The sequence below is a fragment of the Methylotetracoccus oryzae genome (genome assembly GCF_006175985.1).
Taxonomy (GTDB): Bacteria; Pseudomonadota; Gammaproteobacteria; order Methylococcales; family Methylococcaceae; genus Methylotetracoccus; species Methylotetracoccus oryzae.
Genome location: NZ_SRSH01000010.1, coordinates 82,988 through 97,094 on the forward strand (window position 1 = coordinate 82,988; position 14,107 = coordinate 97,094).

Genomic DNA, 14,107 nt, shown 5'->3' on the forward strand with positions numbered 1-14,107 from the left:
TCGACACCGGCCGATATCTCTGGCGTCCCGTCTGCAAGGGTTGGCCATCTGGGTGCAGGAGAAGGTCGGATCACAAGCCCGTGGCGACCGGCTTCCTTCAGAGCGGAGCCTGAGGGATCGCGGGCGCCAGGGGCCCCGGTTCGGTGGTCAGGCCTCGGCCTGTTGGGCTATCTCCAGCGCATGATGCTGTCTGAGTAAACTGGCTCGGCCAGTCCAGCGCCGATCGTGCTCGTCGTCAAGGCCTGCATGAGCTTCATGCCTTCAGGTTGACAGAGCGGGCGACCTCGCGCCGTTGCACGCCAGGGGCAGGGTAAGAGGTCCCATCGCCATCCTCCGTGGTTCGCGCCGCCGGGAGATCTGACGTTCCGCTTGCCGCTCATGGTTCAACGGCATCGGACGCGGATGTCCTGCGGGCCTGAAACCGGCGTACCATCCCGTCACGACGCGTCCGCCATCCAGGTCAGGCGCCATTCCAAGACCGCCGGATCGCCGGCGCCGGGCAACATGCACGCTTCAATCTCGCGAAAACAACTGGCTCAGACGCGTTGGCATCCCGTACCGGCCTATTCTCTGGCGATCGGTCTGCCGATTCTTGTCCTGCTGATCGAAACACGGCTGTCGAATGTGTTCGGTGAACAGGCACGGCTGATCCTGTTCACGTTTCCGATGTTCATCTCAGGGGTCCTCGGAGGGCTGGGTCCGGGTGTGCTCGCCACGATCACGTCCGCGTTGCTGACCGCATTATTCGTTCTGCCGCCAATCGGGAGCCTCCGCATCGCAGCCCCGCCCGATGTCCTTCAGTGGGGCGTGCTGGTAGCGAACGGGTTCTTGGTGAGCCTGTTGGGCGAAGGTCTGCATCGCTGGAGATGGCGTGCGGTTTCCCAATCCCGGTTACTGGATGGAACCGAACTGGCCGTCGTGCGTAGGGATGCCACCATGAATCGAGCGCTCTTGCTGAATGCGAGCGATGGCATCGGTATCCTGGACCAGCACGGCAACATTCTGGATGTCAGCGACTACCTCTGCGAGTTGCTCGGTTTTCGCCGAGACGAACTGCTGACCATGAATGTGTCGCAAATCGACGTTGAGCTATCCCCAAATGAACTCGCTGACCTGCTGGAGCGGCAATTCGCACAGCCCCAGCGTACGCAGTTCGAGACGCGGGTACGAACCAGGGACGGGCGCGTGTTGGACGTCGAGGTTAGTGGCATGCAGGTGGATTGCGGCGACCAGATCGTCCTGTTCAATTCCATCCGGGATGTCACTGAACGCAAACGCAACGATGAGTTGATGATGCGCTACGCGGCGATCGTCGAGTCTTCGGACGACGCCATCATCGGCAAGGATCGTGAGGGACGGGTGACGGCCTGGAATCGAGGCGCCGAACGGATGTTCGGTTATTCCGAGCAGGAAGCCATGGGAAGATCGCTCGTCCCGCTGATCATCCCGCAGGAATTCGCCGAGGAGGAATACGGGATCCTCGAACGAATCCATCGCGGTCAGACGGTGAATCACTACGAAACCGTGCGGGTTCGCAAGGATGGCACACGGATTGACGTTTCCGTGACGGTATCGCCGCTGCGGAACAGCGACGGCGAAATCGTTGGTGCATCCAAAACCGCCCGCGACATCAGCGAAAGAAAGCGGGCAGAAGCTGCCCTGGTGGCGAGCGAGATGCGCCTCAAGTTCTTGAGCGACAACGCGCCGGTGCTCCTCGCTGAGGTGGATCGCGAACGTCGCTACCGTTTCGTCAATCAGCGTCTGGCGGCGTTTTTCAGGTTGGCCCCGGAGGCGATCATCGGAAAGACCGTTGCGGAGATCATTGGCGAGGAGGCCTACCGCAAGGCGGACCCTCGTATCACCCAGGTACTGTCCGGACAACCGGTCGAGTACCTGTTGGACGACATGATGACGCCGGACGGGCCCAGGACGATGCATGTCGGATACGTGCCGCGATTGGATGCTGCGCAGCGTGTCGTGGGGTTTCTGGCGGCCATCACCGACATCACCGAGCGCGTGAGGGCGGAACGGGCGTTGGCGGAAGGCGAGGAACGCTTTCGCCTGTTCATGGACCACAGTCCGACCATTACCTGGATCAAGGACGAACAAGGTCGCCATGTCTATCTGAGCAAGACCTACGAGCAGCGCTTCGGAGTCAGTTTCGAAGACTGGAAAGGAAGGACGGATGCGGAACTCTGGCCCACGGTGGTCGCAGAGGAATTTCGAAAGAATGATCTCACGGTACTGCACGGAGACGGTCCGCTTGAAGTGATCGAAAGGACCGTCGACGCGGATGGTCGTCCGTCCTACTGGCTCAACTCCAAGTTCGCTTTCGCCGATACGAACGGACTCCGCTACGTCGCCGGCATCGGTCTGGACATCACGGACCGCAAGCAAGCCGAGGACCGGCTCAGTGAAAGCGAAATGCGCTTCCGCAACCTGTTCGAACAGGCCCTGGACGGTATTCTGGTGCTTTCATCAGACCACCGTTTCCTGGATGCCAACCCGGCGGCACTGGCGCTGCTCGGGTATGAGTCGAACGAATTACCCGCATTGACCGTCCCGGCCGTACTGGCGGAAGCGGAACAGTTCCGCCTGGACCGCGAGGTGCGCGGAATGATAAGCCGCGTTCCGCATCGAAGCGAATGGGTGCTCCGGCGCAAGGACGGCTCGACCTTCGTGGCCGAAGTGACGGTACGAGCACTCGGCGAGGATCGCTATTTTGCGATCCTGCGCGACCTGACAGACCGCAAGCAGGCCGAGGCACAATTACTCAAGCTCGCCCAGGTGGTCGAGCAAAGTCCGGCGAGCGTCATCATCACGAATCTGGACGCCACCATCGAGTACGTCAATTCGACCTTTACCCAGAAGACCGGATACGCACCCGATGAGGCCGTTGGGAAAAACCCGCGGCTATTGAAATCCTCCAGGACGACCGAAGCCACGGTTCAGGATATGTGGGCCCATCTCGCATCGGGGCGTTCGTGGAAAGGGGAGTTGTGGAACCGCCGCAAGGACGGCAGCGAATATCTGGATTCAGCGCATGTGTTGCCGATCCGTCGGGCGGATGGCACGGTCACGCATTACGTCGGATTGCACGAGGACATCACTCAAAAAAAACAGCTGGAAGAGGAGTTGACGCGATACCGTCACCACCTCGAAGAACTCGTCACGGAGCGAACGGCCGCTCTCGAACAGGCGCATACACGCCTGACGGAAACCTTCGATGCGATGAGCCGCGCGGGAATTTCCGTCTACTGGGTGGACAACAAGAGTGCCCGTCTGGTCGATGTGAACGAACGTGCCTGCGAGATGACCGGTTATGCGCGCGAAGAGCTATTGCGCTTGACCATACCGGACATCGACCCAAACTGTCCGAAGGATGACTTCGAGGCAACCCTCGCGCGTCTGCGAGAAGACAGGCGAACCAACTTCGAAAGCGTCGTCAAGCGGCGTGACGGCCACGTGATCCCGGTTGAAGTCACGCTTTACTGTCCGGATGCCGCCCGTAACGGCAGCGACATCCATCTCGCCTTCATCCTGGATATCAGTCTGCGCAAACAGGCAGAACAGGCGCTGATCGAAGCCAAACAGGTTGCGGAGTCGGCAAGTCGGGCGAAAAGCGCCTTCCTGGCCAACATGAGTCACGAAATTCGCACCCCTCTCAATGCGATCAGCGGTATGGCGCACCTTATTCGGCGAGCCGGTGTCAGCCGGGAACAGATGGACCGTCTGGACAAGCTCGAAACGGCCAGCCATCACCTGCTTGCGATCATCAACGATATTCTGGATCTGTCCAAGATCGAAGCCGGAAAAATGGTGCTCGACGAAGCGCCCGTCGAAATTGATGAACTGGTGGCCAGCACCGTCGCGATGCTGGCAAGCAAAGCCAGGGCCAAACAGCTCACGCTCGAAGCAGTCGTCGAACCGATGAGTCCACACGTCCAGTTGATCGGCGATCAGACGCGCCTACAGCAGGCGCTGCTCAATTACGGCAACAATGCCATCAAGTTCACCGAACAGGGGCGGATCAGTATTCAAACCCGCGTCATCGATGAAACCGAGGTGAGCGCGCTCATTTTGTTCGAAGTCAGCGACACCGGAGTTGGCATCCAGCCGGACAGCATTCCACGGCTGTTTAGCGAGTTCGAACAGGCAGACAACTCGATTACCCGGCAGTACGGCGGAACGGGACTCGGCCTGGCTATCACCAAGCGCCTTGCCCAATTGATGGGGGGCGATGTGGGTGTTGATACGCGCCGCGGTATAGGCAGTGCGTTCTGGTTCACCGCTCGGCTCCGGAAGAGTGTGTCAGCCGCAATTCCGAAGCAGGTCTCACCGGAGGAGGATCCCGAGACCGTGCTCCGACGTGAACACGCAGGCGCCCGGATCCTGTTGGCGGAGGACGACCCGATCAATCGGGAAGTCGCCGTCTCCCTGCTGCAGGACGTTCGGCTCGACGTGGACTGTGCCGAGGATGGCCTGGAGGCACTGAACCATGCCAAGCAGAATGCCTATGCCCTGGTTCTGATGGACCTGCAGATGCCACGGATGGGGGGACTCGAAGCCGCTGAGCGAATTCGGCATTTACCCCTGCACGCCAACACGCCAATATTGGCCATGACCGCGAACGCCTTCAGGGAAGACCAGGAAAAGTGCGCCGCAGCCGGCATGAACGGCTTTATCTCAAAGCCGGTGCCTCCGGAAGAACTGTACTCGACATTGCTCAGGTATCTGGAGAAGCCGTCAGACCCAGCGCCGATCGTGAGGCCGGTCCGTCGGCCCGGATCCGCCAGGGACGCTGCGATTGAACAGGCCATAGCGGTCCATCGGCAATGGCTGGTCCGCTTCGAAAATGCCATCAAGGGCATCAATGTGAAAGGCTTCGACGTGAGCAAGGCGGGGGATTGCACAGGGTGCGAGTTCAGCCGATGGCTCCAGCGCGCCTTCATCGATGCGCTGCTCACCGAATCGGCGCACGCTGAGGTCGACAAACTGCACGCGCATTTTCATGACCTGGCAGGCAAACTTGCAGCGCGTCTAAACGCCGGAGAAGCCGGAGATCTCATCGAGCCTTCGCTGGATGAGATGGACAAGGTATCGCGTCGGCTCGTCGAACGACTTAGAGATTTTCAATCCATGGGAGACGTCTGAGGTCCGGCTCTGCTCTTTGTTGGCGGTACCAGGAAGCCAACGCGACATCGGTCCATCTGCTGCCAGACCAGGACCACCGTGTCCCGCTCATGGCCGGCTGGGCAGAAGCGAAAGCTCCCGGACATCTGGGTTTCAGTGGGTAGGGCTGGAAGGGCGTTTGGAAAAAGGGTGAGCTGGGTACTGAACCCTCGATCAGTACAGGTCGCCGCGCTGGCTGCCGATTCACCGCCCCGGCGGAAGAGCGCCCAATGTAATCAAATCCCACCCGATGTCTCGAGAGTGGCGAACGGGCACCGGGGAGATGCTGACAGTGCAGGGCAAGCCCAGGTGTCCGCAGCGCGGACGTTTCGAGTTCAGCGTCGGGGGGCCGCTATACCGCTTCTACCCTGAGCGTCCAAGGAACCGATGGCGTTGAGCCACCCCTGCTTCCAGTGGCAGCGAACAGACGTTCTGTGCCCAGAACGCGGTGGATGATCATGTCGGCTTTGTGTTCCGCGGAGGAGATGCGCGGCGTCCCGTTGTTTGGCTCTGCGGCGGGTGATGCGCTGCGCGAGCGCCTGCGCACCGGGCAGACTCTGCCGCTGTGCGGCATCTCGACGCTTTCTCGGCCAGGCTGGCAGCCCAACGCTTCGAGGGCGTTTTCTGCAGCGGCTTCGGTTATGCCGCGAGCCAATACGGTCTGCCCGATATCGGCTATGTGAACTGGCGGGACATCAACGACTTCGCCGCTCGGGTACGCCACGTGCTGCCGCACACGCATCTGTTGGTGGATATCGACGATGGTTTCGGCGAAGAAATCATTACGGCCAATACTGTCAGCCAGTTGGAAGCCGCTGGTGTTTCAGCGGTGATGCTGGAAGATCAGAAGCGCCCGCGGCGCTGCGGCCACTTCGAAGGCAAGCAGGTGTTGCCCGTGGAGCAGTTCATCACCAAACTACGGGCCGCTCTTCATGCGCGACGCAGCCTGTGCGTCATCGCCCGCACGGATGCCGCCGACAGTCGCGACGGGCTCCGCCGAGCCATTCGCTAAGCTGAGGCGGGGGCCGATGGTGCGATGGTCGAGGTCGTGACCGACCTGGCGTTCGTGCGGGCGATCGTCGAGCAGACTGGCGTACCGGTCATGGTCAACCAGTTGCACGGGGGCAAGCCACCGAATTCGAGCATCGCGGAGCTAAGGATGCCGACGTGGTACTCATCATTTACAGCCCCCCTTGTCTGTTTGCGGCACAGCAGGCCATCAAGCGGTCCCTGGACGCACTCATGGACCAGGGAGCCTTACCCGCTGACGATACGGTCACGATGGGGGAGTGCGTTGCGCAACTGGCCAGCCCGCCGGATTACCGCAGTGCGGCCGTGAACCCAACGCAACCGGCCAGCCGGCCCCGACGTCGGGCTTAGCTCAAAGTATCCGGCAGGATCACCGGTACCCGGCGCTGAACGCAGAAGGTTTGCCACGCCTCGTTGAGTTTGCGCCGGGCTTCCACGTGGGCGTTTCTGCCCGCCTCCCAACCGGCCAGCCAGAGTGGGTGTTCGACGCCGGCCGGGGGGATGTTGGCCCAGCCGGCCGCAGCCGAGTTGAAGCCCAACTGCCAAGTATCGCTGCGCTGATCAATGCGGTTCTTCGACAAGGGAGAGTCTCCTTACCATAAAATCCCAAGTAATCCAGCGCAGGGCCGATGCCCATACGCCGAGAAAGGGAAATCGTGACAGGCTTGCCCCGGATAGTCCATAGGCGATACTACCTAAGGCGCCGCAAAGGCAAGGATTCCGGCACTGCCGTTGCGGGATGGCGGCGACACGGTCAACGCTTGAAACTCTAACGGCTTAATGTGTCACGTTAGCGACGGATGTGCCGCAACCGGTCGCGACCAGCGGTCGCTGCTGACCGTTCGGCGTCCAAAGGAGCGCATCGCGGCTGTCCTCCTCGACCTGATGGAGGCGTTCGGAGCCTTCAGCACCGGCCGTTCGGGCTTGATCAAGTGACGGAGCGCGGAGCACATGCATGGCTTAACCATGGCGACTAAGGTCGCGAATACCCGGCGCTTCCGAGCGGAGCTAACACGCCCGGTGCGTGAACCACGGGCGCCTGACGGTCTTGCCGCTCGGTTGGATGCGAGCGTGCAGTCGCTATGGTGCGCGGCAAAACTCACCGCAGGTCACCCGTGGTCGTGGGGACGTTGCGCCGACAGGTAGAAGAACCTTGCGCGCTGTTCGGGACGACGACTGCTGGCCTCGATACGTTCGCTGATCGCGATCTCACTGTACCCGGCGTCCTGCAGCAGGGTCCGTAACTCTTCGCGGTTGAAATGATGCGTGCGATAGAGCACCTGACCCGCGGCATCCCGCGACAGGTAGGTAAAGGGCTCGCCGGTCACCGCAGCGTCGGTCGCATAGAGGCGTGCGTACTCGGTATTGATGTCGTCGGAGGTACCGGACGCGGACAGGTAGAGCGATCCCCCGGGCTTGAGTACGGCAAAGGCATTGCGCAGCAATTGGTGTCGATCTGCGGCATCGCCGATGACCGAGAGTACCAATTGAACAACCACGCCATCGTAGAGTGCGTCCGGCGGTTGCAATCCATTGGCGGCCGCGATGTCCGCGACGGCGAACGAGACCCCAGGCAGGGTGGTTTGGGCCTGGGCTATCGCGGCTGGATTGATGTCGAGACCGGTTACCGCATGGCTGCGGTCGAGGAGCCAGGCGCTCACCTGGCCGGTGCCACAGCCGAGATCCAGGAGGCAGCTGGGGACGGGTAGAGTCTCCAGCCACGCTTCAAGTTGAGTGAGATCATGCTTCGTGGGGATCGCCCGCGGTGCGCAGGCTCGCCAATCGGAACGGCTTTGGGAATCGGTCATCGGCGGAGACGGCTTGGCTTTGCGGAGACTGTCACGCAACGGATGACAACCAGTCCGGGGAGTCAAGCAGCCGGCTGCCGCCCATGGCCGAATCTGTCGGCTTCAGCGTTTTCCCCTTTCGAATGTGTTTCCTTCGCCGCGATGGCGTAGCACAAGATCTCCCGCGGGCCACCCGACGCACCCCCCGAGGTGTCGGCGTGATTCTGTGACCGAAGTCGCAAAAATTCCGCTCGAGTTTTCCGCACGCGTGCCGATCCATAGCACGAACCGAACAGAAAACTGTGACCGACTTGGGGAGACTCACATGGACGCCATCACCGACAACACGGCCGACCTTTTTGAGCAGGACGTTGCCGTAACGGCTTTCGCACCGGAACCGATCAGCGAGACGGTCGAGCGGGATCTCACCCAGGTCTACTTCCATGACTTGGCCAATGCGCGGTTGCTGACGGCGGACGAAGAGAAGCACTACGGCGCCTTGGCCCGTGAAGGCGATGCCGAGGCCTTCCGCATCATGGTCGAGTGCAACCTGCGCCTGGTGATCAAGCTGGCCCGCCGCTACATGAACCGTGGCCTGGACCTCTTGGACCTGATCGAAGAAGGCAACCTGGGCTTGATGCATGCGGTCACCAAGTTCGAGCCCGAGCGCGGCTTCCGGTTCTCCACCTACGCCGCGTGGTGGATCCGCCAGGAAATCGAGAAGGGGCTGATGAACCAGTCGCGGACGATCCGCCTGCCGATCCATGTGGTGAAAGAACTGAACACCTACCTCCGCGCCTACCGCGAGCTGGCGATGAAGCTGCCGCGGGATCCGGAGCCGAAGGATGTCGCTGCGCACGTCGGCGCATCGGTCGAAGCCGTAGAGCAGCTGCTGCACCTGAACGAGAAGCTGACCTCGCTGGACACGCCGGTGAAGCTGGGCTCGGACCAGATGATGGTGGATACGGTTGAGGACGAAGCCCAGGTCGACGTCACCGAGCAATTGCACGAGAGGGCGGTCGAGCGTCAGCTACCCGTCTGGCTGGCCAGCTTGCCGCCGGTGCAGCAGGAAATCCTGACCCGTCGTTTCGGTCTGAATGGCGGTGACGGCGAGACACTCGAGGCCATCGGCGCCACGGTCGGGATGCCGCGTGAGAAAGTGCGTCAACTGCAGAATGCCGCGCTGAAGCAACTGAAGCGGCTGGCGCAGGAACAGGGCTACGACGCCGAGGTGCTGTTTCACTAAACGGACAAGTTATTCCGCCAGGCTGTGACGCCCCGTCACGGCCCTCCACCACGGCTTCCGACTGACTACCAGGGCTTTCAGTGACCGTCGTACCCGATAGAAGCGCCGTTTCCATCGAGAAAGCGGTGATTGATCGCTACCCTCTAAGTGTTACATCTTCCGCCGGAAGCGCATCACCGTCATCGCCAGCGACGCGAGGGCGTCGAACAGCAGGACGTTCATTGCTGGGTCGCCAGCCAGGACGGACGAGAAGCCGACATGAAGTATTCAAACATGTCTAGGGGTCCTCTTTTCAAGGGCTAGTCCGCACTCTCCAGCCACACGACTCGCATCCTCCGCTTGCAACCCTCGCCGGTTCGAAGGACTATTCCGCGAAGTCAGCCGATGTCCGCCTGGGATGGGGCACGACCACGTGCCCAGAGCGGCGGCAACCGGTATGGCAGCAGTGGAATGTGGGGAGGTCCTGCCGATGCTTGCCGAATTTTCGGACGACGAAAGCGTTGCGCACCTGTTGGTCGGCCGTGCGCGCACGGCTCAGGCGCAGATCGAGGCCTATCGCCAGGACGAGGTCGACGCGCTGACGACGGCCGTTGCGTGGTCGGTCGTTCGTCCCGATCGCGCCGAGGCGCTGGCGCAGCTCGCCGTCGAAGAAGGCGGTTTCGGCAACTTCGCCGACAAGGTCGTCAAGATCCGCAACCGCATCATCGGAACGCTCGCGGATATGGCGGGGCTGCGCACCGTTGGCGTGGTCGAGGAGACCCCGGAGCGGGGGCTGGTCAAGATCGCCAAGCCCGTCGGCGTCGTCGCGGCGCTGATCCCGACGACCGGGCCTGACGCGACGCCTCCGCTAAAGGCCTTGCTCGCGCTGAAAGGTCGGAATGCCATCATCGTCGCCGCCCATCCGCGCACCCAGCGCACCACAGAACTGGCGGTGCGCTACATGCGTGAGGCCTGCGAGCAGGTCGGTGCACCGGCTGATCTGATCCAAGTGATTGCGCCACCCTCGCTCGGCAAGACCCAGGCACTGATGCGCCAGGCGGACCTGATCGTCGCGACCGGAGGCGAGGCCATGGTGAAGGCCGCCTACAGTTCGGGGACGCCGGCCTACGGCGTCGGTGTCGGCAATGCGGTGCACGTGGTCGATGAATCCGCGGACCTCGATGATGCCGCGAAGATGATCGCCGCGGCCAAGACCTTCGACTACGCGACAAGCTGCCTGGCCGACAACGCCCTCGTCGTCGAAGCCTCGATCTACGACGACTTGCTGACCCGGCTCGGCGCCCTGGGCGGGTACCTGTGCGGGGCGGACGAAAAGGCCGCGCTGGGTCGCTTGATGTGGCCCGACCCTGATGCGCACATTCCCGCGCTGGCCGTGATCGCGAAGTCCGCACCGGAAATCGCACGGCTGGCCGGCATCGCGGTGCCCGACAGCACACGCTTCCTGATCGTCGAAGAGGAGGGCACTGGTCCGGGTTACCCCTTCTCCGGCGAAAAGCTGTGTATCGTGCTCACGCTGTATCGCTACCAGGGTCCGATCGCCCGGGCCGTGGAACGGGTGAATGCAATCACCGACTACCAGGGGCGCGGCCACACCTGCGGCATTCACACCCTTTTGGACGAACACGTCGATGCGCTGGCCTTCGGTACCCGGACCGCGCGCGTGATGGTCAACCAGAGCCTCAACGAAGGCGCCGGCAGCCCCCGCAACGGCCTGCCCTACACGCTGAGCCTCAGCTGCGGTACCTGGGGCCGCAACATCACGACCGAGAACGTCAACGCGCGTCACTTCGTCAACCTGACCTGGGTGTCGCGCCCGATAATGCCACGTCCGATCAGCGAGGATGCCTTGTTCCGGTCGCACTGGGAACGCCACGGGCGATAGGCGAACCCATGGCAGCAGGCACCGCCGGATATGACTATGTGATCGTCGGCGCCGGTTCGGCCGGCTGCGTGCTGGCGAACCGCCTGTCGGCCGATCCGGCCTGCCGGGTGCTGCTGCTCGAAGCCGGCGGCGAGGACGATGCGCCCGCGATACGCATTCCCGCGCTTTACCCACAGCTGCAGGATAGCCCCAACGATTGGTCCGATCGCACGGTGCCGCAGCCGCATCTGCACGGACGCCGGATCTTCATGCCTCAAGGCCGCGTCCTCGGCGGGTCGAGCAGCATCAACTACATGATCTACATCCGAGGACATCCCGCCGACTACGACGCGTGGTACGCAGACGGAAACCCGGGGTGGAGCTATCGCGAGGTCCTTCCCTATTTCATCCGGTCCGAGTCCAACCGCGCGATCGCCGGCCCTTTTCACGGCGTGGACGGGCCGCTGGTCGTCGAGAGCCACCCTGCCGGAAATCCGTTGGTGGAACGCTATCTCGCCGCGGCGCAGGAGATCGGTATTCCGTACAACCCGGATTTCAACGGGCAAAGCCAGGAAGGCTGCGGTCCCTTGCAGGCGACTTATGATCGACGTTCCCGCTGCAGTGCCGCCAATGCTTACCTGCATCCCGCACGGACACGGCCGAATCTGACGGTCCTGACGCACGCGTATGCCACCGGACTCCGCTTCGCGGGGAGTCGCGTGACGGGGGTCGATCTCCTGCACCGGGGCACGGCGGAACGCGCGGAGGCCGCGCACTGCGTCGTTCTCTCCGCGGGTGCGATCCGCTCACCGCAACTGCTGCTGCTTTCCGGGATCGGTCCCGAAGACGCGCTGAGGGCCTCAGGTATCCCGGTACGTCTGCACCTGCCCGGCGTTGGCCGGAACCTGCAGGATCATCTGCACACGCGCGTTCGCTGCGAGATCACGCAGCCCTTGAGCTTTTCCGCGCTCGGGGCCGATGCGCGTGCAGCAGCCCTGCGTGCCTACGAGACCGACCTTACCGGCCCGGCCGGTTCCAACGCACTGGAAGCGGGCGCGTTCGTCAGAAGCCACCCGGACGAGGCCGTCCCCGGCTTGCAGCTGTTCTTCCTGATGAGCCTGTCCCCGGACTACCCGGAAGCCGGCTACGTGCGGCGCCACGGCGTATCGTTCACCTCCTACGTCAACCGGCCGGTCAGCCGCGGCCGCATTACGCTGGCTTCTGCCGACCCGCTCGACCGGCCGGTCATCGACCCGAACTACCTGGCCAGCCCCGAGGATCTGAGGTGCGCAATCGCCGGTGTCCGGTGGAACCTCGAAATCCTGTACGCGAGCGCCTTCGATGACATCCGTGGCAGGGAGATTGCCCCTGGGGTCGCTGCGCGCAGCGACCGGGACCTCGAAGACTTCGTCCGCAGGGTGGCCTCGACGACCTGGCATCCCGCCGGAACCTGCAAGATGGGCCGCGACGATCGCGCCGTCGTCGATCCGGAACTCCGCGTGCGCGGCATCGACGGCCTACGCGTCGTCGACGCGTCCATCATGCCGACCCTCGTCGGCGGCAACACCAATGCGCCGACCATCATGATTGCCGAGAAGGCGGCCGATCTGATCCTGCAACGACATCACCGTGATGTGTGACCACCGCGTCGATGACTCGGCGCTTGCCCCTAACCGGAAAAATCCACTTGTCAACCGAGAACAAATACGGATTGTCAACTGAGAGTGGAGGGCGTATTTTCTCGATTCGGCCCAGTGATGGCTTGACATGTGGCCGGAAGTGCCTGGAAGCATCAAAAGAAGACGGATCTACCGAATAAGACGCATCGGGCCCTAGAGGCTGGGGAGGGGAGTATGAAGATTCGCGGTCAAGAGGTCACGATTCCAACCAGCATGGTTGGTAACTATCCGAACCCGCGCTGGTGGGACGCCGAGTTCGCGCGCGCTTTCACCGGCGACCAGGAACCGCCGGACGCGCTGGTGCGCGAAGCGCTGGAAGATGCCGTCGGTGCGATCGCGCGCGACCAGGAGAACGCCGGCCTGGACATCATCGCCGATGGCCGGGTGCACGGCGACAACTACGCCGATCAAGCCCTTTACTACTACCTTCGCCGCCTGGGCTACAACCTGAAGGGCGGTCATCTCGGTTTTCCGATCTACAGTCGTCTGCACGCAGGAACGCTCGACCAGGCGATTCGCCGGCACGGCGGCATGATGGTGGAACAGGCGCGCGCATTGAAGCGGGCTACCCGCAAGCCGATCAAGGTGCAGTACACGGGGGTTCAGGTGCTGGCCCAGTGCACCAATGACCTGCATTACAAATCCTCGCGCGAACGCGCGATGGCCCTGGCGGCTGCCATCAACGAAGACCTCCGCGAGATCGATCGGCTGGGCGTCGATTTCATACAGATCGACGAATTCACCTGGCCGTACGGATTTGAGGATTGGGCGATCGAGGCGTTCAACCGCGCGGTCGAAGGCGTATCGAACGCCCAGATCATCGTCCACGTGTGTTGGGGCAACTGGGGTGGAACGCCGGCATATCTTCCGGACGATACCGCGCAGTCGGGCGAGATCTTCGATCTGACCAAACGCCGCGGTAAGGAGCCATCCGCAACGGCATCGGTCGTGCCGAAAGCCTATCAGGCCAAGATCGACGTGCTGAACCTGGAAAGCTGCGGTCGGCGCAGCGACGACATGAGTGGCCTCGACGTGCTGCGGGCCCATCCCTTGCCGCCGAATGTCAATTTCTGGGCCGGTGTGATCGATGTGAAAAGCACGATTACCGAAACTGCCGAGCAGGTCGCCGAGCGCATCCGTCGCCTGCTGGACGTGATCCCGGCGGACCGGCTCGGCGTCACGACCGACTGCGGCCTGATCCTGCTGCAGCGCTACATCGCCATCGACAAGCTGCACGCTCTGGTTCAGGGGACCGAACTGGTGCGAGCGGAACTCGCCAAGAAAGCCGCGGCCTGACGGGTCATCTCACACGCCGCCTTTAGCGAGGTTGTCC

9 protein-coding genes are annotated in these 14,107 nt (G+C 62.5%); 7 read left to right on the top strand and 2 right to left on the bottom strand.

Going from position 1 to position 14,107, the window contains the following annotated elements; genetic code table 11:
- Positions 1–504: 504 nt before the first annotated feature.
- The 3 genes from BWR02_RS11625 (at position 505) to BWR02_RS11635 (ending at position 6,552) form a co-directional block, all read left to right on the top strand.
- Entirely contained in the window at positions 505–5,154 is a 4,650-nt protein-coding gene (locus BWR02_RS11625; protein WP_162560114.1) for a PAS domain S-box protein, read from the top strand.
- 583 nt (positions 5,155–5,737) lie between these two features.
- Positions 5,738–6,184, top strand: coding sequence for an isocitrate lyase/PEP mutase family protein (locus BWR02_RS11630; RefSeq protein WP_139557934.1), 447 nt, complete (start codon positions 5,738–5,740; stop codon positions 6,182–6,184).
- A gap of 155 nt (positions 6,185–6,339) precedes the next feature.
- Positions 6,340–6,552, top strand: coding sequence for a hypothetical protein (locus BWR02_RS11635; RefSeq protein ID WP_139557935.1), 213 nt, complete (start codon positions 6,340–6,342; stop codon positions 6,550–6,552).
- Here the strand turns inward: BWR02_RS11635 and BWR02_RS11640 are convergent.
- Both BWR02_RS11640 and BWR02_RS11645 read right to left on the bottom strand, forming a co-directional pair.
- Positions 6,549–6,782: a hypothetical protein gene (locus BWR02_RS11640; RefSeq protein WP_139557936.1), complete on the bottom strand. Its 234-nt coding sequence runs from the start codon at positions 6,780–6,782 to the stop codon at positions 6,549–6,551. The genes BWR02_RS11635 and BWR02_RS11640 overlap by 4 nt on opposite strands.
- A 528-nt stretch (positions 6,783–7,310) precedes the next feature.
- Positions 7,311–8,009, bottom strand: coding sequence for a class I SAM-dependent methyltransferase (locus BWR02_RS11645; RefSeq protein WP_139557937.1), 699 nt, complete (start codon positions 8,007–8,009; stop codon positions 7,311–7,313).
- A 304-nt stretch (positions 8,010–8,313) separates the two neighbouring features.
- On the opposite strand from BWR02_RS11645, the gene BWR02_RS11650 reads away from it, so the two are divergent.
- From BWR02_RS11650 to BWR02_RS11665, 4 genes are all read left to right on the top strand, one after another.
- Entirely contained in the window at positions 8,314–9,234 is a 921-nt protein-coding gene (locus tag BWR02_RS11650) for a sigma-70 family RNA polymerase sigma factor (RefSeq protein ID WP_139557938.1), read from the top strand.
- A 469-nt stretch (positions 9,235–9,703) separates the two neighbouring features.
- A complete protein-coding gene (locus BWR02_RS11655; RefSeq protein ID WP_139557939.1) occupies positions 9,704–11,116 on the top strand; it encodes an aldehyde dehydrogenase family protein in 1,413 nt (470 codons plus the stop codon).
- 8 nt (positions 11,117–11,124) lie between these two features.
- A complete protein-coding gene (locus BWR02_RS11660; protein ID WP_139557940.1) occupies positions 11,125–12,735 on the top strand; it encodes a GMC family oxidoreductase in 1,611 nt (536 codons plus the stop codon).
- A 213-nt stretch (positions 12,736–12,948) separates the two neighbouring features.
- Positions 12,949–14,070, top strand: a complete 1,122-nt coding sequence (locus BWR02_RS11665) for a cobalamin-independent methionine synthase II family protein (protein ID WP_139557941.1) — start codon at positions 12,949–12,951, stop codon at positions 14,068–14,070.
- The last annotated feature ends 37 nt before the right edge of the window (positions 14,071–14,107 follow it).